The sequence below is a fragment of the Aeromonas sp. ASNIH7 genome, assembly GCF_002903485.1.
Lineage (GTDB): Bacteria > Pseudomonadota > Gammaproteobacteria > Enterobacterales > Aeromonadaceae > Aeromonas > Aeromonas caviae.
Genome location: NZ_CP026226.1, coordinates 4,710,411 through 4,734,434, shown reverse-complemented (window position 1 = coordinate 4,734,434; position 24,024 = coordinate 4,710,411). Strand labels below are relative to the sequence as shown.

The window sequence follows — 24,024 nt, the reverse complement described above, 5'->3', positions numbered from 1 at the left end:
GAGCCCCGAGGCTCCTCTTTTTCTGCGTGTTGCGGGCCCGTTTGGCTAGAACCAGAAGCCGATGATGAAGGAGCCCGCCAGGGTCAACATGACGTTGGCCACCGCATAGGTGCCGGCATAGCCGAGCGCCGGGATGGAGCTGTTGGCCGCTTCGTTCACCACGTCCATGGCCGGGGCGCAGGTACGTGCGCCCGTGATGGCGCCGAGCAGCAGGGCTGGGTTCATTTTGAGCACCCAGACACCGAACAGGTAGCCTACCAGCACCGGCAAGGTGGTCACCAGCATGCCGGAGAAGAGCACCACCATCCCCACTTCGCTCAGGTGATCAAGGATGCCGCCCCCCGCCTTGAGGCCGGTACTCACCATGAAGACAGCGAGCCCGAGATCCTTGGCAAGGCGCAGGGCCCCCGGCGGCACATAGCCCACCGTGGGGTGGTTGGCCCGCAGGTAGCCCATCAGGATCCCCGCCAGCAGCAGGCCGACGGCATTGCCGAGGCCGAACTCTATCTGGCCGAACACCAGGGAGACGGAGCCGATGAGCAGCCCCAGCACGAAGAAGGTGGCAAAGGCCACCAGATCCGTGGTCTGGCTGTGGATGCTGATGAAGCCGATCTTGTTGGCCAGCAGCTTGACCCGCTGCTTCTCGCCGCTGATCTGCAGCACGTCACCCTTTTGCAGCATGATATTGCGATCGAACGGCATCTCGATCTGGGAGCGCACCACCCGGTTCAGGAAGCACCCCTTCTCGGTGAGGTTGAGCTCCACCAGGTGGCGACCCACCACGGCATCGTTCTTCACCACGATCTCTTCGGTGACGATCTGGAGGTCAAGCAGGTTGCGATCGAACACCTCTTTGCCGTTGCGGTAGTTGACGTCGAGCTTCTCGTGGCTCTCGGGGTAGCCCACCAGAGCTATCTCGTCCCCTTCCTGAATGACGGCATCACCGTCGGGGCTCGCCAGGATGCCGTTGCGGCGAATGCGCTCCACATAGCAGCCGGTGTGGGGATAGATGCCGGTCTCCCGCAGGGTACGCCCCCCGATCCAGGCGGCGAGCTCTGGGCCGACCCGATAGGCGCGGATGATGGGCAGATAGGTCTTGCGGCTCTCGCTGTCGGACAGCCCCCGCTCGCGCGCAATCTTCTGCGCTTCGGTATTGAGATCCAGCCTGGCCAGGGAGGGGAGGTAGCGCACCACCAGCATCAGCCCCACCAGCCCCACCAGGTAGGTCAGGGCGTAGCCGATGCCCATGTTGTCCAGCACCGACTGCATGTCGGTCTGGTGGGGCAGGTTGAGCAATCCGCTTCGCAGGGCGTCCTGCGCCCCCACCAGGGCCGGCGTGGAGGTGAGGGAACCTGCCAGAATGCCGGCGGCCATGCCGGGCCCCAGATTAAAGAACTTGGCGAGCCCCACGGTCAGCAGCAGGGCCGACAGCAGGATCACCAGGGTCAGGGTGATGTAGTGGATGCCGTCGCGAAGGAAGACGCTGAAAAAGTGCGGCCCCGCTTCAATTCCCACACAGAAGATGAACAGCATGAAGCCGACGTTTTCAGTGGAGGTGGAAAACTGGAATCCCATCTGGCCAAACAGCAGGGCGGTGAAGAGCACGCCTATGGTGTTGCCTATCTGGAAGTTGCCGATGCGTACCTTGCCCAGCAGCAGCCCGAAGGCTAGTACCACGAACAGCAGCAGGGAGTCGCTTTGATGTAGCAGTGTCACGAAATCTATGGTCATGCCCGGAAAAACCGAGGATAAAAGTGAGGCCGATATTGTGCCGGATCCTGTATCAAGAAAGAAGCGCCAAAGCGGATTAACAGCCAGTTAAGTGCTGGTCTCTTCGATGAAGATAGGGATGCGAGGGGGGGCTGGGGAAAACACCTCTATTTTACGCTGCAAGGCCCGCTGTCAATGAGTGAAATATGCTGTCGAGCAGAGAGGGGATGACGCTCCTGTGGACAATTTATTACCTGCTGCATGGGGAGCAAACGGGCATGTTTTTCAGCATTTTCCACTGAGGAAATTGAAGGGTAACAAAAGAGACTCATGACTCATCCGGCGAGGGCTGACCCGCAGGACGCGGCATAGCGAAAAAAAATCCCCCACAGGCAGCACCGCGAGTCGATTCATCCCATTTAGGGGGGAAGGGAAAAACAGCAGAAAATGGGGAAGAGCGGGGGCAGCCATCGCAAACCGGGGACAATGGCTGCCAGCCCAGATGAACCGTGGCTTTGGTCAAGTTACCCACAGAAACTGTGGATAACCCTGTTTATGAAACTTGGCAATCAGGCTGAAAGCCGCGCCAATACTGGGCTGCAAGGACTGTTCAAAAAATACCTGCAATAAATTGTTTCTATAAAAATCAAATAGTTATACGCAGCAGAACAAAAAGCTGCTGGTCAGTAACGGGAGATCAAAAGGGAGTCAGGCCGCAGGGGAGGGCTTGTGCATTAAAATTGGAAGAGGAAAGCACTAAAGTGGATAACTTGCACCGAGATGGTGAGGAATTGGCTCCCACGACTGGACTTGAACCAGTGACATACGGATTAACAGTCCGCCGTTCTACCGACTGAACTACGGGGGAACATCAGGCAAGGAGGTGCATCATACAGAGGTCGTATTTCAGGGTCAATAGCCATCAGGGAGGGTGAGCGGATACCCAGCTCCTTCAACTCGGGGTACACTGCTCCCTTGCCGTTTTTTGCCGGGAGTCGTCATGAGCAAGTTATTCCAGTTGGCCAGCCAGTTTCAACCCGCCGGGGATCAGCCGAGGGCCATCGCCCAGCTGCTCGATGGCATCGAGTCGGGACTGGCCCACCAGACCCTGCTCGGGGTGACCGGTTCGGGCAAGACCTTTACCATGGCCAACGTCATCGCGACTCTTAATCGTCCCACCATGATCCTGGCCCCCAACAAGACCCTGGCGGCCCAGCTCTATGGGGAGATGAAGGAGTTCTTCCCCGACAACGCGGTGGAGTATTTCGTCTCTTATTACGATTACTACCAGCCCGAAGCCTATGTGCCGACCACGGACACCTTCATCGAGAAGGATGCCTCCATCAACGATCACATCGAGCAGATGCGGCTGTCAGCCACCAAGGCGCTGCTGGAGCGGCGCGACGTGGTGATCGTCGCCTCGGTATCGGCCATCTATGGTCTGGGGGATCCCCAGGCCTACCTCAGCATGATGCTGCACCTCAAAGTGGGGGACGTGATCAATCAGCGGGATATCCTGCGCCGCCTCGCCGAACTGCAGTACACCCGCAACGACATGGCCTTCCAGCGCGGCACCTTCCGGGTGCGGGGGGAGGTGATCGACATCTACCCCGCCGAATCGGACAAGCTGGCCCTGCGGGTGGAGCTGTTTGATGAAGAGGTAGAACGCCTCTCCCTGTTCGATCCCTTGACCGGCGCCATCGAGCAGACGGTGGTGCGTTACACCATCTACCCCAAGACCCACTACGCCACCCCGCGGGAGACCATTCTGGGTGCCATCGAGCACATCAAGGAGGAGCTCAAGGGGCGGCGCGAGCAGCTGATGAACCTCAACAAGCTGGTGGAGGAGCAGCGCATCAGCCAACGCACCCAGTTCGACATGGAGATGATGCAGGAGCTGGGTTACTGCTCCGGTATAGAGAACTACAGCCGCTACCTCTCCGGCCGCGCACCGGGTGAGCCGCCGCCCACCCTGTTTGACTACCTGCCGGGGGACGGCCTGCTCATCATCGACGAATCCCACGTCACGGTGCCGCAGATCGGCGCCATGTTCAAAGGGGACAGATCCCGCAAGGAGACCCTGGTGGAGTACGGCTTCCGCCTTCCCTCGGCGCTGGACAACCGGCCCCTCAAGTTCGACGAGTTCGAGGCGCTGATGCCCCAGACGGTGTTCGTCTCGGCGACCCCCGGCCCCTACGAGCTGGAGAAGTCAGGCGGTGACGTGGTGCAGCAGGTGGTGCGTCCCACCGGCCTGCTCGATCCTGAGGTGGAAGTGCGGCCGGTCAGCACCCAGGTGGACGATCTGCTCTCCGAGATCCGCAAGCGGGTGGCGGTGGAGGAGCGGGTGCTGGTCACGACACTGACCAAGCGGATGGCGGAGGACTTGACCGAATACCTGGCGGATCACGAGGTACGGGTGCGCTATCTGCACTCGGATATTGATACCGTGGAGCGGGTGGAAATCATCCGCGACCTGCGCCTTGGCAAGTTCGACGTCTTGGTGGGCATCAACCTGCTGCGCGAAGGACTCGACATGCCGGAAGTCTCCCTGGTGGCCATTCTGGATGCGGATAAAGAGGGCTTCCTGCGTTCCACCCGCTCCCTCATCCAGACCATCGGCCGGGCAGCGCGCAACCTCAACGGCAAGGTGATCCTTTACGGGGATACCATCACCAACTCCATGAAGGTTGCGATCGAAGAGACCGAGCGGCGCCGCGCCCTGCAACACGCCCACAACCTGGAACACGGCATCGTGCCGAAGGGGCTCAACAAGGCCATCGGCGATGTGATGGACATGGGGGGCAGCCGCACGGCGGGCAAGGCGGGCAAGGGGAGTCGCAAGGCTGCCGAACCGCAAGGGGAGTACCATGCCCGCTCTGCCAGCGAGATCAGCAAGGAGATCAAGCGGATGGAAGAGCAGATGTTCCAGCATGCGCGGGATCTGGAGTTCGAACAGGCGGCGGCGCTGCGGGATCAGATCCAGCGGCTGCGCGGCGAGCTGATCGAGTCATGAGCACCAGACGCTGGCTCATCTGGCGGCGTTTGCGCCGCCTCTATCAAGGCTTTCGCCACCCAGGCACGCCCTGGTGGGCGAAGGGGCTGGTGATCCTTATTCTGCTCTATGGCATCAGCCCGGTGGACGTTGTCCCCGATGTGGTGCCTCTCCTTGGCTGGCTCGACGACGCTACCTTGTTGCTGCTCCTCTTGTGGGGCTGGGAGAAATGCTTGCCCGGCGAGGTGCTGGCCGCTCTGGACAAGGCCGAGTGAGCAGAAGCCTACGTTCAGGGAGAGGGGAAAAGAAGGGGGGACTGAATGACTCCCTTCATGGGATTCGAAAAAGGGGACCATGGGGAGATTGTGAGCCTGGTCTCATTGGCGTAGACTCCACGCCGTTCACTTCATGGGTACCAAAAAATGGATCTGATCCTCTTTGCCATCGACTTTATTCTGCACGTTGACGTGCATCTGAAAGAGCTGTTCGAGAACTATGGCGTCTGGGTATACGCCATCCTGTTTCTCATCATCTTCTGTGAAACCGGGCTGGTGGTGACTCCCTTCCTGCCGGGGGACTCCCTGTTGTTTGCTGCAGGTGCCCTCACCGTGGGCAGCGTGTTGGACGTGCACACCCTAGCCGCCGTGCTGATCATCGCCGCGGTGCTCGGCAACGTGGTGAACTACACCATAGGCCACTTCTTCGGTGAGCAGCTGTTTCGCAACCCCGATTCCAAAATCTTTCGCCGGGACTATCTGGTCAAGACCCATGCCTTCTATGCCAAGCATGGCGGCAAGACCATCATCATCACCCGCTTCCTGCCCATAGTGCGCACCTTCGCCCCCTTCGTGGCGGGCATGGGGGCCATGACCTATCCCCGCTTCCTGGCGTTCAACCTGGTGGGGGGGCTCTTGTGGGTGCTCTCCTTCGTCTATGCCGGCCACTTCTTTGGCAATCTGCCGGTAGTGCGCCACAACTTTACCCTGCTCATCTTCGGCATCATCGCGGTCTCCTTGTTGCCCATGGTGATCGGCATGGTGAAGGCCAGGAGAAGTGCCAGCAAGGCTACCTCCGAAGGCGCGTGACATCGCCGTGCACGACATGAAAGAAGGGAGCCGATGGCTCCCTTCTTGTTGGTAGGCCGAGTGGCAGGTCGCTGCTGCGCCCTTTGACCCGCTTGTGGCCTGTTACGATGATGCACACCCGCAGGCAGCCACTTCATTGGCAGAACAGGGAGAAGGAGATCCGGCCCTCTGGGCATGGGGTCGTGAGGCGATAAAGAGGAAATAAAAAGGGAGCCATGGGCTCCCTTCTTAGGGTCGAGTGACGAACTAGTTGCAGCAGCGCCCTTTTATCAGGTTGCCAGCAGCCACGATGACGAACACCAGCAGATAGGCGGCAAAGATGACCACGAGCCACTGCGGCATGGAGAAACCGAGGAACTGCCAGCTGATCTCGCTGCAGTCGCCGTCCGGGTAGAACATCCAGGGAACCCACTTATCCAGTGGTGCCCAGGCAGGGAAGTCAACAAATCCCTCGCATACGTTGAAGGGGGAGTGGTTCATCTGGTAATCCACATGCTTGAGCGCCAGTTTCAGGCCCCAGAAGGCGCTGTAACCCCACAGGAGCATGGCACTCCAGCGCAGGTACCAGCGCTCTGGCGCGACCATGCCGAGGAGGCCGGCCGTGAGTACGCCGAGGAGGGCGATACGTTCATAAATGCACATCACGCAAGGGTGCAAACCCAACACGTGCTGGAAGAAGAGGGCGCAGAGTTCCAGCGCGAAAGCGGAGGCTGCCAGCAATCCCCAGGCCAGACGATGACTGGCAATGCGGCGAAGATACTCGATCATATGATTGATCTCTCAGAGAAAAATAGTGGCTGAATTAGAGCAGAGTCCCATCTGAAAAGAAAGGGGCCGAACAGCCCCTTTCATGATCAGTGTGTGGACGGGGTGGGCAGTGGCAGTGCCCCATGATCCAGCAACCACCCTGCCTGATAGAACCATTCGGTTGCAGGACCGAGGAGCAGTTCCACGGAGAAAAAGCCGACAAGCCCCAGCACCAGGGTATAGGGCAGCGCCATCCAGACCATACGGCCATAAGAGAGGCGCAGCAGGGGAGCGAGGGCCGAGGTGAGCATGAACAGGAATGCGGCCTGGCCATTGGGGGTGGCGACCGACGGCAGGTTGGTGCCCGTGTTGATGGCCACGGCCAGCAGATCAAAATGCTCCCGGTTGATGGCGCCGTTGATCAGGGCGGTCTTCACCTCGTTGATGTAGACGGTGCCGACGAAGACGTTGTCACTGACCATGGAGAGCAGACCGTTTGCTAGGTAGAAGAGGGCAAGCTGATCCTCCGGCTTGGCCGCCAGTACCCACTGGATCACCGGCTTGAACAGCTGTTGATCGATGATGACCGCCACCACGCTGAAAAAGACGGTGAGCAGGGCGGTGAATGGCAAAGCCTCCTGGAATGCCTTGCCAAGCGCGTGTTCTTCAGTCACGCCGGTGAACGCCGTCGCGAGCACGATGACCGTCAGGCCGATCAGCCCAACTGCAGCCAGATGGAGGGCAAGACCCGTGATAAGCCAGGTGGCAATCAGCGCCTGGACGATCAGCTTGGCCTTGTCCTGCGGGGTACGTTGTGCGTCTTCGTCGCGCTCGTAGGATTCCATGATGTGACGCACGGGCTCGGGCAAGCGGGCGCCATAACCGAACCAGCGGAATTTTTCGACCAGGATGCAGGTCAGCAGGCCGCAGATGAAGACCGGAATGGTGACTGGTGCCATGCGAATGGCAAATTCACCGAAGTGCCACCCGGCCTGTTCACCGATGATGAGGTTCTGGGGTTCGCCGACCAGGGTGCAGACGCCCCCCAGGGCGGTACCGATGGCGGCGTGCATCATCAGGCTGCGCAGGAAAGCACGAAACTCGTTCAGATGCTGGCGGGAGAGCTCGTCAATCTCTTCGTCATCATGATGCAGATTGCCGGACTCATCCCGGGAGGCCACCTTGTGGTAGATGGCGTAGAAGCCGGTGGCGACGCTGATGACCACGGCGATCACGGTCAGGGCATCAAGGAACGCGGAGAGGAAGGCAGACACCAGGCAGAAGGCGAGAGAAAGCAACGTTTTGGAGTGGATGCGCACCAGCATCTTGGTAAAGACGTAGAGCAGCAACTGCTTCATGAAGTAGATGCCGGCCACCATGAAGACCAGCAGCAGAAGCACTTCGATATTGGCCACCAGCTCATGCTTTATCTGGTTGGCGGAGGTCATGCCGATGAGCACGGCTTCGATGGCCAGGAGTCCGCCCGGTTGCAGCGGATAGCACTTGAGGGCCATGGCCAGGGTGAAAATGAACTCGACAACCAGCAGCCAGCCGGCCAGGAAGGGATCAACGTAGAAAATGACCGGGTTGATCAGCAGGAATAGAACGATGGCAATTTTGTACCATCGCGGAGCATTGCCCAAAAAGTTCTTTGTAAACGCGCGCCCTAGGCTGATTGGCATAATGATGGTTCTCTGTTCTGTTGTTGATATCTGCGTCTATGCAGTCGAGCCCGACCCGAGCCGAACATCCGGATATTCACCTGTATCAGATTGATTGCACATGATTTTAATCAAGGGAGCGATAACTATAAATAAGCTCGCCGAACTTGCCCAGCGAGCAAACGCTTATATCCCCATCATTTGGTGTTGGTTGACTCCCCACTTGTTGCTGTATACATATTTTTAACAAAAAGATCGGGGTAATGTGAGCAGAGGACCGACCTTCTGCTTGCCAGCATGACCGGCTTTGCTATTATTCGGGGGCCTTTTTACGCACTACAACAGAGTCATTACATGGTCATTAAAGCGCAAAGCCCTGCCGGGTTTGCCGAGGAATACATCATCGAGTCCATCTGGAACAATCGCTTTCCTCCTGGATCCATTCTGCCGGCGGAGCGCGAGCTGTCCGAATTGATCGGCGTGACTCGCACTACCTTGCGTGAAGTGTTGCAGCGCCTTGCCCGTGATGGCTGGCTCACCATCCAGCATGGCAAACCGACCAAGGTCAACAATTTCTGGGAAACCTCCGGTCTCAACATTCTGGAGACACTGGCACGTCTCGATCAGGACAAGGTGCCGGATCTGGTGGCACAGCTGCTCTCCGCCCGGACCAACATCTGCACCATCTTCATCCGTGGCGCCATTCGCAACAACCCGGAACAGGCCGCCGAGATCTTGCGGGGTGCCGATGATGTGGAGAACACGGCCGAGGCCTATGCGGACTTCGACTACCGTTTGCATCACCAGCTTTCATTTGCCTCGGGCAACCCCATCTATGCCTTGATTCTCAACGGTTTCAAGGGCTTGTACAGCCGGGTTGGCCGCTACTACTTCTCGGACAAACAGGCGCGGGAAACCGCAGATGCCTACTACAAGACGCTGCGCAAGCTGGCCGAAACCAAGGATCACGAAGCCGTGTTCATGACGGTACGCCAGTACGGCATCGAGTCTGGCAAGCTTTGGACCCGTCTGCGTCAGGACATGCCAAGCAACCTGTGTGACAACTGATTGCCCTGATCCAAGAAAAACGCGCCTGATGGCGCGTTTTTTTATGCCCGGCACTGACGTCAGGTCATGCTCTTGCGGTCCGGACAACGGCCGATGATATCTGCGGATAGCTCGCCATTGTCCTGCTCCAGCACCACATCGAAGCCCCACAGCTGATGCAGATGCTTGAGCACCTCGTGGCGTGACTCGCCAAGGGGGATGCGGTTGTGGGGAACATAGCGCAGGGTCAGGGAGCGATCGCCTTTCACTGCCACGTTGTAGACCTGAATGTTGGGCTCCAGGTTGCTCAGGTTGTATTGAGCGGACAGGGTGCTACGCACCAGTCGGTAGCCCTCTTCATTGTGAATGGCGGACACCTTGAGGTAGTTCTTCAGATCGTCGTCATCGATGGCAAAGAGCTTCATGTCGCGCATCACCTTGGGACTGAGGAACTGGCTGATGAAGCTTTCGTCCTTGAAGTTCTGCATGGCGAAATGCAATGTCTCGACCCAGTTGGTGCCAGCGTAATCGGGGAACCAGTATCTGTCCTCCTCGGTCGGGTGTTCGCAGATGCGACGCAGGTCCGTGAACATGGCAAAGCCAAGGGCGTAGGGGTTGATCCCCGAGTAATACCGGCTGTTGTAGGGGGGCTGATAGACCACGTTGGTGTGGCTGTGCAGTACCTCCAGCATGAAGCGATCGCTGATTTTTCCCTCGTCATAGAGGTGGTTGAGAATGGTGTAGTGCCAGAAGGTGGCCCAGCCCTCGTTCATCACCTGCGTCTGCTTCTGCGGGTAGAAGTACTGACTGATCTTGCGCACGATACGCACCACCTCGCGCTGCCAGGGCTCGAGCAGGGGGGCATTCTTTTCGATGAAATAGAGGATGTTCTCCTGAGGCTCGGCAGGATAGCGCCTGTCTTCCACCCCGGCAATCTTGTGCTGCTTGGGCAGGGTACGCCACAGCTCATTGACCTGGGTTTGCAGATAATCTTCCCGCGCCTTCTGGCGCCGTTTCTCCTCGGCCAGAGAAATCTTCTGGGGCCGCTTGTAACGATCCACCCCGAAGTTCATCAGGGCATGGCAGGAGTCAAGCAGTTTCTCCACCGCATCGATGCCGTGTTTTTCCTCGCACTCGGTGATGTAGTTCTTGGCAAACAACAGGTAGTCGATGATGGAGGAGGCATCGGTCCAGGCCTTGAACAGATAGTTGTTCTTGAAGAAGGAGTTGTGACCATAGCAGGCGTGGGCCATGACCAGCGCCTGCATCGGCATGGTGTTCTCTTCCATCAGATAGGCGATGCAGGGGTCCGAGTTGATGACGATCTCGTAGGCCAGTCCCATTTGGCCGCGCTTGTAGTTGCGCTCGGTGTGGATAAAGCGCTTGCCGAATGACCAGTGTTGATAACCGATGGGCATGCCGACACTGGAGTAGGCATCCATCATCTGCTCTGCAGTGATCACCTCGATCTGGTTGGGATAGGTGTCGAGCCGATAGAATTTGGCGACCCGGGCTATCTCCTGGTGATAAAGCTCCAGCAGATCGAAGTTCCAGTCAGGACCATCGTCCAGCGGCGCTATCTTTCTTGCGGTTTCTACCATATGTGATCCCTCAAGCCGCTTGCTTCTTGAACAATTCCCGGAACACCGGATAAATGTCCTCGACCTTGCGAATGTGCTCCATGGCGAAGTGGGCGTATTGCTCTGCCACCGCCTCATATTCGTGCCACAGGGTCTGGTGGGCGCGGGTAGTGATCTCGATGTAGGAGTAGTAACGCACCCGCGGCATGATGTCGCGCATCAGGATCTCCCTGCACTGGGGTGAGTCATCGGCCCAGTTGTCACCATCAGAGGCCTGCGCCGCATAGATGTTCCACTGGTTGGCGGGATAACGTTCGTTGATGATGTCGTTCATCATCTTGAGCGCACTGGAGACGATGGTGCCGCCGGTCTCCTGGGAGTAGAAGAACTCGTGCTCGTCCACCTCCTTGGCCTGGGTGTGGTGGCGGATGTAGACCACCTCGACATTCTTGTAAGTCCGGCTCAGGAATAGATAAAGCAGGATATAGAAACGCTTGGCCATCTCCTTGGTAGCCTGATCCATGGAACCGGAGACGTCCATCAGGCAGAACATCACCGCCTGGCTCGAGGGGACGGGCCGTTTGACAAAGTTGTTGAATTTGAGGTCGAAGGTGTCGATAAAGGGGACCGCATCGATGCGTCGTTTCAGCTCCCTGATCTCTTTTTCAAGTTGCGCCATTTCGGCGAAATGGTCGTTGGGCTCGCAAGCCAGCTGGGCCAGGCGCTCCTCCAGTTCACACAACTGACGTTTCTTGCCTGCCTGCAGCGCCATGCGCCGCGCCAGCGAATTTTGCAGGGAGCGCACCACGTTGATGTTGGCAGGCACCCCGTTGGAGGTGTAGCCGGCCCGATAGGTCTTCATCTCCATCAGCTGGTTGAGCTGGGTCTTTTGCAGCCGCGGCAGCTCCAGATCCTCGAACAGCAAGTCCAGGTACTCGTCCTTGGAGATCTGGAAGACGAAATCATCGACTCCCTCTCCTTGATCCGAAGCCTGGCCCTCGCCACTCCCTTGGCCGCCGCCACCCCCTTTGGGCCGGTCAATCTTGTCACCAGATACGAACTGGTCGTTGCCTGGATGCACCATCTCCCGTTTGCCGCCATGACCCTGATGAAAATGGGGTTCCCCGATGTCCTTGGTCGGGATGCTGATGCTCTCACCCTTGTCCACGTCCTGAATGCTGCGCTTGGAGACAGCATCCGAGACCGCTTGTTTTATCTGCTTCTTGTAGCGGCGGATGAAGCGCTGCCGATTGACAGCGCTTTTGTTTTTGCCGTTGAGCCTGCGGTCGATAAAATGCGCCATAACTCCCCCTTGAACACGGCAGGGTCAGGATGACTTGCGTACCCTGAGATACCACTCGGAGAGCAGCCGCACCTGTTTACGTGTGTAGCCTTTCTCCATCATCCGTTCGACAAAGTTATCGTGCTTCTTCTGCTCCTCAGCCGAGGTTTTGCTGTTGAAGGAGATAACCGGCAGCAGCTCTTCCGTGTTGGAGAACATCTTCTTCTCGATCACGGTGCGCAGCTTCTCGTAACTGGTCCAGTTGGGGTTACGGCCTGCATTGTTGGCCCGGGCACGCAGCACGAAGTTGACGATTTCGTTGCGGAAATCTTTCGGGTTGCTGATCCCGGCAGGTTTTTCAATTTTCTCCAGCTCGCTGTTGAGAGACGCTCTGTCAAACAGCTGGCCGGTTTCTGGGTCACGATACTCCTGATCCTGGATCCAGAAGTCGGCGTAGGTGACGTAGCGATCGAAGATGTTCTGACCGTACTCTGAATACGACTCGAGGTAGGCGGTCTGGATCTCCTTGCCGATGAACTCGACGTAGCGCGGAGTCAGGTAACCCTTGATGAACTCCAGATAGCGATCGTGCAGCTCTTGCGGGAACTGCTCGCGCTCTATCTGCTGCTCCAGCACATAGAAGAGGTGCACCGGGTTGGCTGCCACTTCCGCGTGGTCGAAGTTGAAGACACGGGAGAGGATCTTGAACGCGAAACGGGTGGAAAGGCCGTTCATGCCCTCGTCAACCCCCGCATAATCCCGGTACTCCTGATAGCTTTTCGCTTTGGGATCCGTGTCTTTGAGACTCTCGCCGTCATAGACTCGCATCTTGGAATAGAGGCTGGAGTTTTCCGGCTCCTTGAGCCGCGACAGCACCGAGAACTGGCCCAGCAACTCCAGAGTACCCGGTGCGCATTTGGCCTCGGTCAGCTCGCTGTTGAACAGCAGTTTTTCATAGATCTTCACCTCTTCCGAGACGCGCAGGCAGTAGGGCACCTTGACGATGTAAACACGGTCGAGGAAGGCTTCGTTGTTCTTGTTGTTGCGGAACTGCTGCCACTCGGATTCGTTGGAGTGGGCCAGCAGGATGCCGTCGAAGGGGAGGGCGGAGAGCCCTTCGGTACCGTTGTAGTTCCCCTCTTGCGTCGCCGTCAGCAGCGGGTGCAGCACCTTGATGGGGGCCTTGAACATCTCGACGAACTCCATCATCCCCTGGTTTGCCTTGCATAGCGCACCGGAGTAGGAGTAAGCATCGGCATCATCCTGGGCGAAGTGTTCCAGCATGCGGATATCGACCTTGCCGACCAAGGAGGAGATGTCCTGGTTGTTGTCGTCCCCCGGTTCGGTTTTGGCGATGGCGATCTGATCGAGGATGGAGGGGTTCACCTTCTCCACCTTGAACTTGGTGATGTCGCCGCCAAACTCGTGAAGGCGCTTGGCGACCCAGGGAGACATGATGGGGCGCAGATAACGGCGAGGGATGCCGTACTCCTTCTCGAGGATTTCGCCATCTTCGTCGATGTCAAACAGGCAGAAGGGGTGATCATTCACTGGTGAGCCCTTGATGCGATAGATGGGCACTTTTTGCATCAGGGATTTGAGTTTCTCTGCCAGCGAGGATTTACCGCCGCCAACCGGTCCGAGCAGATAGAGGATCTGTTTCTTCTCTTCCAGACCCTGAGCGGAATGTTTGAGATAGGAGACAATCTGTTCGATGGCTTCTTCCATGCCATAGAAGTCTTTGAAAGCGGGATAACGCGCGACGACGCGGTTGGAAAAGAGACGGCTGAGACGTGGATTGGTCGAGGTGTCGATCATTTCCGGCTCGCCGATGGCGGTCAGCAGACGTTCGGCGGCAGAGGCGTAGCAGGATTTGTCCTGTTTGCACATATCCAGAAACTCCTGGATGCTGTACTCCTCCTCTCTGGCCTTCTCATACCGCTGTTGATAGTGCTCGAAGATGCCCATAACTTAGCCCTCGTTATAGTCGCTTGCCCTGAAAAAGAGTGGATCACTACTTTTGTTCTGTTTACCTCTTAAGCCTAGTCAACAGCCCCCAGTAATCCATCGCCATCATTGGTTTAAGTTTGTGCGGGAGCTTCCCGATCCTCGTGCGGGAAGAAGCAGTAAGTGACATACCTATGTTACTGACTGTTAAATTATTTTTGCCACGACAGTGATGCAAATGTCAAAGACATAAAAAATAAATCTTTGTGTGCCAGAGGGAGAAAATGGTGACGCTCTGTTTTGTCAGGGGGCGGTGCCAGCAAGGGCAAGGGCGGCAGGGAATAGAGGGTAAAAAGACGTGTCGCTTACGTCAACGTAATGTTACTTGCTTGGTGCTTTTGCTCTAATTTTTACATTGACGCTACATTCTGGCTGCTCTAGATTGGTCCTGTGTCGAGCAGTCATCGCTTTAGCAAGAGAGTGGGTGATTGTGCAGATACTAAGCTCTGTTTAAGCACGTTTCCGTTGGCTTGACCCTCGCATCCGCGAGGGTCTTATTTTTTCAGCGCCTGAACGGCGCCAAACCTGCAAGCTCAGGATTCGGCGGGATAGAGGGCTGACACCACCGCCAGCACCTCGGCGAAGGGATGGTTCGCCAACTGGCCAAAACCGGCCAGATCCCTGGCCTTTAGACGGGTGGTCAGCGGGGTGGCGATGCCACACAGGAAACGGGTCAGGATCCTGGGATGGCGCTGATGGCACAGGGCGATCAGCGGATCGCACCAGGCGCGCAAACCGTGCTCGTTGGGCAAGCCCGGTGATGGCAACGGCGGCAACACGGCGATCTCTCCCCGGCAGACGGAACAGTGCCCGCAGCGCTCGGGGGCGGCGTCGTCGGCAAAATAGCGGGCAAGCTCATGGCTGAGGCAGGTGGTCGAGGTGAAAAAGGCCAGCAGTGCCTGAAGGCGGGCCAGCTCGCTCTGCTCTTTCTTTTCAAACAATCCATGCAGCTCTTCGGCCAGGGTCACGGTATCGATTTGCTGGCTCAGCACCCGATAGAGCTCGGTCATCTGCTTGCTTTCAAGCTCGATCCAACCCTGCTGCTGCAGGTAGTCCAGCGCCGCCGCGGCGCGCTGGCGTTCTCCCTGATATCCCTGCCACAGCGCCTCGAAGTCAATGGTGCACCAGGTGCGCGCCTGGGGGGCGCAGGCAAAGACCTGCTCCAGGAACTGGCGGCGTTCGGAATTGAAACGAGCGAGGATCGCCTGTTTTTCCAGTACGAACCTGAAACGGTACTCGGCAAAGTAGCTGTAGGCCGGTGCAATGACCCCCGCCATCTCCAGATAGACCAGCAGGGTCTTGAGGGGCAGTTGGCGAATGTTGGTCTCGTTGGAGAGGCGCAGCAGGCTGAATTCCCACTCGGCGCCGCTCTGGCGCACGATATCGAGCAAGTGCGCGATGGCGTCCCTGTCCGGCGTATCCCCATAGACGAAGTTTTCCAGTACCGGCAACTGGGCGCGGCTCGCCAGCACGGTGCAGCGGGAGGGAAGCCCGTCACGTCCGGCGCGGCCTATCTCCTGGCTGTAGTTCTCGATGGACTTGGGCAGGTCGTAGTGAATGACCCGGCGAATGTCGCAATGCTGTTCACTTAAGCGGAGCCGCATTGCGATTTACCGGAAAACGGGTCTTTGATATCTTCACCGCCCTGGGTCTCGATGGCCTGGGGCGTTTTTCTATGAACATGACGCCTATGCAGCCCCGCAACTCCGCCAACCTCCGTGGCGTATGGGCTGGCGATAACGCGCCCGCCATCACTGCCATCTGGTTCGCGATGAACTGACAGGCAAACTTAAAGCTCACCTCATTGGGCGCTCGCTGATGGGCTACGGCGGCCTGGCTGGCCTCCCGCCTGACCAGATTGTATCCAAGCAGCAATCCCCACAGCTCCTGATAGACCAAGTCCACTTTCTTGCTTCTCAGCGTGATGGCGTTGTGCTGCATCGCGCTTTTGATATCCCGGTATCCCAGCTCGATTTCCCAGCGCTCGTGGTACAGGGTCGCCACCTGAGCTGCACTGAATCGCGCCACGGGCAGGGAGGTAAAGACCGTTTTCTCCTTGCCTGCCACCTCATAGGTCACTGCGCGAACTTGCCAGTGTGTCGGCAACGCCGGGTTTTTCTTGCGAGCCTGAGGCGAGACCGTCATTTGCAACAGACGGTCACCGTCGCCATAGCGCTCAAGTTCCGTGTATACCAGCCCCTTGCGTTCCGGGATGAGCCAGTGACGGTCGGTGTCTTCGGCCTGAATACGCAGCAACAGGTCGGCACCGAAGAAGCCTTTATCCAGCAGGGTCACTGACTTGTCCGGCAATGAGTGAATGAACTCGCTGGCCAGGGGGATTTCCCCTTTGCGGTACGGGCTGATGGCCGCGTTGGCAATGACATGCGAGCGGACATTCATGAGCGTGACCAACCGCAGCATCGGGTAGGGTGTCTGCCGGTTGGTTGAGGTGTTACCCGAGCCGAAATGTGCTCTGAGTTCAGGCATATCCTGGGTTCGGAACAGGGCCCCATCGATGGCAAAGACCTGTAAACCGTGCCAATGGTCTTCAGGATAACGTTCCCGCCCCCACACATCGGCGCACTGTTTGAACAGCCACTCGAGCGGCTGTTTGCCGAGTCGCTGACGGGCCTGAGACAGGGCACTGTCCGCGAGCAAGGCATCATTGGCCAACCCTTCTGCACAGATGTTGAGGCGCCGAGCGACCTCGGAGATGGGCTCATTGCGGAAAAAGGCCATCCCCACGACGAGCCACAAGACCATATCAGAAGGTAAGCGGCGTCGGCGGATAGTGGCCTTTTCAGACAAGGCGGCAGCGGCAGTAATCCATTCGTCGGGAATATGGTCGGCAAAAATGGCCAGCCGAGCCAGCATGTCGCCAGATGCCTCAACAACATCGTTCAGATCGTTTGCAATAGACATAAAAAAATCCGGAACCAGTGATTGGTTCCGGATTGTCCTACAGCAGAAGGATCGGTCAATGGATCCTTAACTGATCAGCATTGCGGCGAATGTCGGCCTTGTCGATGCCCATGCCAAAGGCGATGGTGGCCACGATGCAGTCGAGTCTGCCAGCCATGAAGTCATGCTGGATCTGGCTGCGCAGGGCGGGATCGAGCCCCGCATGGTAGGCGCATGCCCGGATGCCGCTGGCCTGTAGCTGCGCGGCGCACTGCTCTGCGCTGTGTTGCAGAGTCACGTAGACGATGGTGGGGGCGGCCGGATTCCGGTGCAGCTCCTCGCGCAGCCATGTATCGCGGGCACTGCCGGCCAGCGGGAGGACGGCCAGATCCAGATTGGGTCTGTAGAAACCGGTGACCACCAGATCGTCCCGGTCGATGGCAAATTTTGCCTGCATGTCCGCCATGACGGCCGGGGTGGCGGTGGCGGTCAGCAACAGCACCTGGGGAATGGCCAGTTCACGGCGATGATCCGGCAGCTTGAGGTAGTCGGGGCGAAAGTTGTGGCCCCACTCCGAGATGCAGTGGGCCTCGTCCACCACCAGCAGTGACAGGGGGATGTGGGCGATGAAGCGGCGAAAGCGCTCATTTTTGAGGCGCTCCACCGAAATCATCAGGATCTTGAGCTTGCCATCGCTGGCCTGCTGCATCACGCGCCGGCTCTCTTCCGCTGTCTGGCTGGAGTCCAGAGTGGCGGCGGCGATCCCCTTGCTGCGCAAAAAGGCGAGCTGATCGTGCATCAGGGCCAGCAGGGGAGAGATGACCAGGGTCAGGTGGGGCAGTGCGAGGGCGGGCAATTGATAACAGAGGGATTTCCCCGCGCCAGTCGGGAAGATGGCTGCGGCGCTCTTGCCGGCCAGCAGACGACTGATCACCGCTTCCTGCCCGGGCCGCAAGCGATCAAAGCCGAAGTGTCGGGTCAATAAAGAGGTGATCATGGCAAGGCTCCCTGAAAAAGGGCGTCATCATATCACTTCTGGCCCAGTGGTGGCCGATGATCGGACTGGTTTGGTGACATTTTGACCGTGGTTGATATTGTGTTATCACATTGTTGTAGATTTTTTGTGAGGTAACCCTGATATTTTTCAGTGATTATGTGGAAAAAAACCATGGCAGATGGGATATTCTTGTCCGCAACCCCACGCGAACGGGACAGATCCACCAGAAGAGCTGCCCACGGCGTCACCGTCAACGGACCGGTGCCAATGCGCGGGGCTGGTTGCCAACAGGACTAATGATTCACGCACCATGAGTGCACAGGGACTACTTGATGACACAACAACACCCCCTCATTCGACTGGTCAACAGCACCAGTCTGGTTAGCCAGATCCTAGTCGGTCTGGTATTCGGTATCCTTCTTGCGATGTTCATGCCCGAGTGGGCCAAGGCGGCGGGTCTGCTCGGCAGCCTGTTCGTCGGCGCCCTGAAGGCCGTGGCGCCGCTGCTGGTCTTCGTGCTGGTGATGTCGGCGATCATCGGCCACAAGCAGGGTCAGAAGACCAACATGAAACCGATCCTGCTGCTCTATGTGCTGGGTACCTTCCTGGCGGCTGCCGTGGCAGTGGTGGCGAGCTTCCTCTTCCCCTCCAACCTGCATCTGGTGGCAGGCGCTACCGAGATCACGCCGCCGGGGGGCATCACGGAAGTGCTGCAGACCCTGCTGTTCAACGTGGTGACCAACCCGGTGAAAGCACTGCTGGAAGCCAACTATATCGGCATCCTGGCCTGGGCCATCGGCCTTGGTATCGCCATGCGTCACGCCAATGAGAGCACCAAATCACTGATTTCCGATGTGTCCCACGGGGTTTCCGCCATCGTCAAGGCCGTGATCCGTTGCGCTCCACTCGGCATCCTGGGCCTGGTTGCCTCCACCCTGGCTGAAACCGGCTTCGATGCGCTGTTTGGCTATGCCCAGCTGCTGGTGGTACTGATCGGCTGCATGCTGTTCATCGCCTTCGTGGTCAATCCGCTCATCGTCTTCTGGAAGATCAAGCGCAACCCCTATCCCCTGGTGCTGACCTGCCTGAAAGAGAGCGGTGTGACCGCCTTCTTCACCCGCAGCTCCGCCGCCAACATTCCGGTCAACATGGCCCTGGCCGAGAGGCTGCGCCTGCCGGAAGACACCTATGCGGTCTCCATCCCGCTGGGGGCCACCATCAACATGGCCGGCGCCGCCATCACCATTACCGTGCTCTCCATGGCGGCGGTGCATACCCTGGGGATGGAAGTGGACATGGCAACCGCCATTCTGCTCTCCGTCGTCGCCACCATCAGTGCCTGTGGCGCTTCCGGTGTGGCGGGCGGCTCCCTGCTGCTGATCCCGCTGGCGTGCAGCCTGTTCGGTATCAGCAACGACATCGCCATGCAGGTGGTGGCCGTTGGCTTCATCATCGGGGTGTTGCAGGATTCCGCCGAAACGGCCCTCAACAGCTCCACCGACGTGCTGTTCACTGCGGCCGCCTGCATGGCCGAGGATGAGAGCCTGCTGGATGCCGCCCCGGTCCCCAGCCGCGAAGCTTGATCCCCTCAGACTTTCCGCTCTGCACAGGCGCCCTCTTCGGAGGGCGCTTTTTATTTGCGCGCGCGTCAGGCGCCCTGCACCTTCTCGCCGTGTCATGGCACTGACAGTGCTCGGATCCCCCTGTGTGATTTCCCGGGAGGGGCCCGTTGGCCGCCTTACGTGTTCTCGCCACCGCCAACAAGCCATTCCCTGTACCCGCGTGCCCGGCACTGCATTCGGCAGGGCATATCGGGCTGTTTGTGCTGTCAGCATGGCGGCCTGTGGCATCCCCTCTGGTGACCGAAGGGGTCATCTGCTCTTCGGACGCTGTACGGGAAGCCCGGTCAAGGCCCTCTCGGCGGTTTGCCTGCGCCCTGTGGCCGGTATTTTCCTTGAATGCCTTGAAGAAAGGCTCCATTGGGTGGGGATCTGGGCTCTCTGGGCTAAACCCCGAAGATCGGGCGTTCCTGGTAAGGACAAGGGCTCTGGTGTTCTGTCTGGCAAGGCAAATGGCGTGCGGCAGATGACGGGATAACGCAGCACGCCTTGGTCGTGTGCCATAGGGAAAGGAATATGAGCGGCAAGCTGTCACCAAGGGGAAAGAGAGTGGATGAAAGGGCTGTCTCTGATCTGAGGGGCTCTGATCATCTGAGTCCAGTGTCTGATGATCATAACGAACACAGCCCGGCAGAGGAGATCTGCCGGGCTGTGGGAGGCGCCGGGCCAGATGCTGGCCCGACGGTATCGCAGGAAGGCTTAGCCGACCAGTTGATAGAGGATGGCGGAGATGGCGATGAGGCCCATGGTCGCCACGAAGACGTTGCTGATCTGACCCTGGTATTTCGCCATGGCCGGAACGCGCTTGATGGCGTACATGGGCATGAGGAACAGGATGGTGGCGATGATGGGGCCACCCAGGGATTCGATCATCCCGAGGATGGAGGGGTTGATCACGGCCACGCCCCACAGGGTCAGGATGAAGAAGGCGATGATGAACAGCTCCACTTTCTTGTGGTTCGGTGCCTTGCCGGAGCTGCGCATGTTCTGGACGATCATCCCTTTCAGACCTTCACGGGCACCCAGATAGTGGCCGAAGAAGGAGGAGACGATGGCCACGAAGGCAACCAGCGGACCGAAGTAGGAGATGATGGGGCTCGCATGCTGGTTGGCCAGGTAGGAGAGCACGGCGATGTTCTGGGACTTGGCTTCTGCCAGCTGGGCCGGCGTCAGGCTCATCACGCAGGAGAAGACGAAGAACATCACGAAGCCCAGCAGAATGATGGCGGTGCGCTTGAGGATGGCGTCGGACTTGGCGACGGCATGCTCACCGTGATCACGGCGCTGAGCCAGGGCGAAGCTGGAGATGGCCGGGCTGTGGTTGAAGGAGAACACCAGCACCGGGATGGTCAGCCACAGGGTGGTGGCGAAATCCTTGGTGCTCGGCATTTCATTCAGGGCCGCACCGGTCCAGTCCGGGATCAGGTACAGGGAGATGCCCGCCAGAATGGCGATGAGCGGATAGACCAGGAACTCGGTCACTTTCAGCATCAGCTTCTCGCCAGCCAGCATCACGGACATCATGGCCATGATGAGCACGATGGAGAGGATCCAGCGCGGGGGCGGCGTCATCTGCAACTGGTTGACCAGGAAGCTTTCCACCGTGTTGGTGATGCCCACGCCGTAGATCAGCACGATGGGGTAGATGGCAAAGAAGTAGAGCAGGGTGATCAATTTACCGGCACCCACGCCGAAGTGCTCTTCCACCACCTGGGTGATGTCGGCATTGGGCTGCTTGGAGGAGAGCACGAAGCGCGCCAGACCACGGTGTGCCAGGTAGGTCATGGGGCCGACCAGCAGCGCCATCACTACCAGCGGCCAGAAGCCACCCATGCCGGCGTTGATGGGCAGGAACAGGATACCTGCACCGACGGCGGTACCGAACAGGCTGATCACCCAGGTGGTGTCTTGTTTACTCCAACCGCGAGATTGGACCGAGCTGATTCCTTGCTCCTGTGCGGCTGCAACATCCTGTGCGCCAGTGACAGTATTGGACATGTGTCTCACCCCGAATGTGTGGTTTTAATTAGTCGGCGCAAGAATACTTTCTTTTTAATCAAAAATGTTGATCAAATTCACCTTTGTGCGGCTAAAACCCGTACTTTCTTGTAGAAATGTGATCAAAAGAATAAAAAATCAAAATTTATTTATCAAATGCAGTGTTATTTGAATGTTAACTGGATAATTTTCCACCTCATCATGTTGTCGAAATGTTATGTCGAGATGTGTTGGGCAAGCTGGCGGATCATGCTGGCAGTGGCCCCCCAGATGAAAGATTGCTCCCAAGGGATCCAATAGATGGTGTGACGTCCGTCCGCCCTTGGCAGGCTCAGGGCTATGTGCTGCCCCGGATCCAGCACGTGGGCGAGGGGGACTTCGAAGGCCTGGGCCACCTCGTCCTGGCTCAGGGTCAGCCCGTAGCCTGGGTCGAGCATGGCGAGGACCGGCAGCACATCGTAGCGTGAGACGGTATTGAGAGGGGTGAGGCTGCCGATGATCCGGATCTGGGAGGGGGGAATGCCAAGCTCCTCCTCGGTTTCCCTGAGCGCGGTGTGAATGAGGTCCCGGTCTTCCGGGTCCTGGCGCCCGCCGGGAAAGCTGATCTGCCCCGGGTGGTGGCGCAGGGCGGCGCTGCGGCGCGTCAGCAGCAGGTGCAGGCCCTCGGGGCGCTCCACCAGGGGGATCAACACGGCGGCAGGTTTGAGCCCGGCCAGTGCCAGGCGATGGGCGGGGGCGGGGCGCTGCAGCAAAAAGCGGGTCAGCAGCTCGGCGCTCGTCATCTCCATGGGTCTCCTTGTGTCGGCCCCGCAGGGCCGGATGGGGTCAAAGGGCATCGAGCAGTGGCAGGATGCGGGCCACCTTGTCGTAGGTCTCCTGATATTCGGCGTCGGGATCGGAGTCGGCGATGATGCCGCCCCCCGCCCAGCAGTGCAGCTGACCGGCTTCGGCGATCAGGGTACGGATGCAGATGCTGGTATCCATCCTTCCGTGCTGACTCAGATAACCGATGCTGCCGCAGTAGGCATTGCGCCGCACCGGTTCCAGCTCCTCGATGATCTCCATCGCCCGGATCTTGGGAGCCCCTGTGATGGAGCCGCCGGGGAAGCAGGCCCGCAGCAGATCCACTTCTTGCCAGCGAGCATCCAGTTCTCCGTGAATGGTGGAAACCAGATGATGCACCGCCGGGAAGGATTCCACAGCAAAGAGGTGCGTGACCGTGACCGACCCCGGCCGGCTCACCCGGCCGATGTCGTTGCGCAGCAGATCGACGATCATCAGGTTCTCCGATCTGTCCTTGTCGGCGCTGGCGAGCGACTCGGCCACCCTGGCATCCTGGGCGGGATCAGGGTGGCGAGGCCGGGTGCCCTTGATGGGCTTGGTCTCGATATGGCGCTTGTCGAGCAGCAGGAAACGCTCCGGGGAGAGGCTCAGAATGGCGCTGTGCGGCAGGCGGACAAAGGCGGAGAACGGCGCCTTGTTGGCGGCGCTCAGGGCGAGATAGGCGGACCATTCATCCCCCTGATAAGGGGCGCTGAAGCGCTGAGTCAGGTTGATCTGGTAACAATCCCCCGCCGCCAGATAGGCCTGGATACGGGCAAACTTGTCTCCGTATTCGGCCCGCGTCATGTTGCTCTGCCAGGGGCCGGTCAGGCGAAGGGGGAGGGTGGTTCGTTCGCGCTGCGCCATCAGCCAGTCGAGCCTGCGGGCGAGGCCGGCTTCATCACCCCAGTGGGCCAGTTGCCAGTGTCCCGTCGCGACATTTCGCAGCAGCGCCCAGTCGTAGATCCCGACCGCCATGTCGGGCACCTGGATGTCCTGTTGCGCCACTGCGGGCAGACGCTCGAATCGTCGGCCCAGATCGTAGCCAAAGAGTCCCAGGGCTCCCCCGATAAACGGCAATCCCGAGTCATCCTCAACGCGCTCCCCAAGCAGGGCTTGCTGGGTCTTGGCGAGCAGGGCGAGGGGATCGCCGTCATGATGGTGCTGGTGGTTATCCCGGGTGAGGCAGGTGCTGGTACCCCGGGTTTCCAGGGTGGCAAGCGGATCGGCGCTGATGATGTCAAAACCGTTGTCAGCCCCCAGGGGGCCGGCGGATTCCAGCAGGATGGCCCAGGGTTGGTGTTGCAGGCAGGCAAACCAGGTGTGGTGCGAGGCCTGCGGGTCGAAATGGTGGATATGCAGTCTTGGTTTCATTTTTTGTTACATAGGCAACAGTTTGCGCCCGGCTCCCTAGCCGGTTCGGGTGGTCAAGCGTATCATGGCCGCCAGCATTTTTAAGAAAAACACCGTTATAAAAACACGCCGCAGTCTGCCGGCTCCAGGTGCATTTGCCACCTGCCGAAGGCCCGGCTCATATGGAAGCCCTTGCTCGCGCAAGCGATAACAAGGACCAGTG

The 24,024-nt window shown here is 58.7% G+C and carries 15 protein-coding genes, 1 tRNA gene and 2 pseudogenes; 5 read left to right on the top strand and 13 right to left on the bottom strand.

Going from position 1 to position 24,024, the window contains the following annotated elements:
- Positions 1-45: 45 nt before the first annotated feature.
- Together C2U47_RS22135 and C2U47_RS22125 are read right to left on the bottom strand one after the other, a co-directional pair.
- Positions 46-1,731 (bottom strand): aspartate:alanine antiporter, encoded by a 1,686-nt coding sequence (locus tag C2U47_RS22135; RefSeq protein ID WP_029314601.1) that lies wholly within the window; start codon positions 1,729-1,731, stop codon positions 46-48.
- 771 nt (positions 1,732-2,502) lie between these two features.
- A tRNA-Asn gene (locus C2U47_RS22125) sits at positions 2,503-2,578 on the bottom strand.
- A gap of 132 nt (positions 2,579-2,710) precedes the next feature.
- Between C2U47_RS22125 and uvrB the strand changes: the two genes are divergently transcribed.
- From uvrB to C2U47_RS22110, 3 genes are all read left to right on the top strand, one after another.
- Positions 2,711-4,723: an excinuclease ABC subunit UvrB gene (gene uvrB / locus C2U47_RS22120; RefSeq protein WP_052814371.1), complete on the top strand. Its 2,013-nt coding sequence runs from the start codon at positions 2,711-2,713 to the stop codon at positions 4,721-4,723.
- Positions 4,720-4,977, top strand: coding sequence for a DUF1232 domain-containing protein (locus tag C2U47_RS22115; RefSeq protein WP_041215068.1), 258 nt, complete (start codon positions 4,720-4,722; stop codon positions 4,975-4,977). Before uvrB ends, C2U47_RS22115 begins: the two co-directional genes overlap by 4 nt.
- 147 nt (positions 4,978-5,124) lie before the next feature.
- Positions 5,125-5,787, top strand: coding sequence for a DedA family protein (locus C2U47_RS22110; RefSeq protein WP_010674909.1), 663 nt, complete (start codon positions 5,125-5,127; stop codon positions 5,785-5,787).
- Positions 5,788-6,033: 246 nt separating this feature from the next.
- On the opposite strand, the gene dsbB is transcribed toward C2U47_RS22110, so the two are convergent.
- Together dsbB and nhaB are read right to left on the bottom strand one after the other, a co-directional pair.
- Positions 6,034-6,555 (bottom strand): disulfide bond formation protein DsbB, encoded by a 522-nt coding sequence (gene dsbB / locus C2U47_RS22105; protein WP_103261914.1) that lies wholly within the window; start codon positions 6,553-6,555, stop codon positions 6,034-6,036.
- A gap of 86 nt (positions 6,556-6,641) precedes the next feature.
- Complete coding sequence (gene nhaB, locus C2U47_RS22100; RefSeq protein ID WP_052814370.1) at positions 6,642-8,216, bottom strand: Na(+)/H(+) antiporter NhaB; 1,575 nt, start codon at positions 8,214-8,216, stop codon at positions 6,642-6,644.
- Between the two features lie 333 nt (positions 8,217-8,549).
- Here nhaB and fadR point away from each other — a divergent pair, with 333 nt between their 5' ends.
- Positions 8,550-9,263, top strand: coding sequence for a fatty acid metabolism transcriptional regulator FadR (fadR, locus tag C2U47_RS22095; protein ID WP_010674906.1), 714 nt, complete (start codon positions 8,550-8,552; stop codon positions 9,261-9,263).
- 59 nt (positions 9,264-9,322) lie between these two features.
- Here the strand turns inward: fadR and C2U47_RS22090 are convergent, their stop codons facing one another.
- From C2U47_RS22090 to C2U47_RS22065, 6 genes and pseudogenes are all read right to left on the bottom strand, one after another.
- Positions 9,323-10,843 carry a SpoVR family protein gene (locus tag C2U47_RS22090; RefSeq protein WP_039040868.1) on the bottom strand — a complete coding sequence of 507 codons (1,521 nt, stop codon included), beginning with the start codon at positions 10,841-10,843 and terminating at the stop codon, positions 9,323-9,325.
- A 10-nt stretch (positions 10,844-10,853) separates the two neighbouring features.
- Positions 10,854-12,125, bottom strand: coding sequence for a YeaH/YhbH family protein (locus tag C2U47_RS22085; protein WP_052815757.1), 1,272 nt, complete (start codon positions 12,123-12,125; stop codon positions 10,854-10,856).
- Between the two features lie 24 nt (positions 12,126-12,149).
- Positions 12,150-14,072: a PrkA family serine protein kinase gene (locus C2U47_RS22080; RefSeq protein ID WP_010674903.1), complete on the bottom strand. Its 1,923-nt coding sequence runs from the start codon at positions 14,070-14,072 to the stop codon at positions 12,150-12,152.
- Between the two features lie 572 nt (positions 14,073-14,644).
- A pseudogene (locus C2U47_RS22075) lies at positions 14,645-15,685 on the bottom strand (RecQ family zinc-binding domain-containing protein); the annotation flags it as partial.
- Between the two features lie 10 nt (positions 15,686-15,695).
- Positions 15,696-17,033, bottom strand: a complete 1,338-nt coding sequence (locus tag C2U47_RS22070; RefSeq protein WP_041205253.1) for an IS4-like element ISAeme15 family transposase — start codon at positions 17,031-17,033, stop codon at positions 15,696-15,698.
- Between the two features lie 82 nt (positions 17,034-17,115).
- A pseudogene (locus C2U47_RS22065) lies at positions 17,116-18,009 on the bottom strand (RecQ family ATP-dependent DNA helicase); the annotation flags it as partial.
- 332 nt (positions 18,010-18,341) lie between these two features.
- Here C2U47_RS22065 and sstT point away from each other — a divergent pair.
- Positions 18,342-19,592, top strand: coding sequence for a serine/threonine transporter SstT (gene sstT / locus C2U47_RS22060; protein WP_010674901.1), 1,251 nt, complete (start codon positions 18,342-18,344; stop codon positions 19,590-19,592).
- A gap of 735 nt (positions 19,593-20,327) precedes the next feature.
- On the opposite strand, the gene C2U47_RS22055 is transcribed toward sstT, so the two are convergent.
- The 3 genes from C2U47_RS22055 to pabB all read right to left on the bottom strand — a co-directional run bounded on the left by C2U47_RS22055 (position 20,328) and on the right by pabB (position 23,822).
- Positions 20,328-21,626: a serine/threonine transporter gene (locus tag C2U47_RS22055; protein ID WP_029314600.1), complete on the bottom strand. Its 1,299-nt coding sequence runs from the start codon at positions 21,624-21,626 to the stop codon at positions 20,328-20,330.
- A gap of 215 nt (positions 21,627-21,841) precedes the next feature.
- Positions 21,842-22,408 (bottom strand): CoA pyrophosphatase, encoded by a 567-nt coding sequence (locus C2U47_RS22050; RefSeq protein WP_029314598.1) that lies wholly within the window; start codon positions 22,406-22,408, stop codon positions 21,842-21,844.
- Positions 22,409-22,451: 43 nt separating this feature from the next.
- Positions 22,452-23,822: an aminodeoxychorismate synthase component I gene (gene pabB, locus C2U47_RS22045; protein ID WP_103261913.1), complete on the bottom strand. Its 1,371-nt coding sequence runs from the start codon at positions 23,820-23,822 to the stop codon at positions 22,452-22,454.
- Positions 23,823-24,024 lie beyond the last annotated feature (202 nt).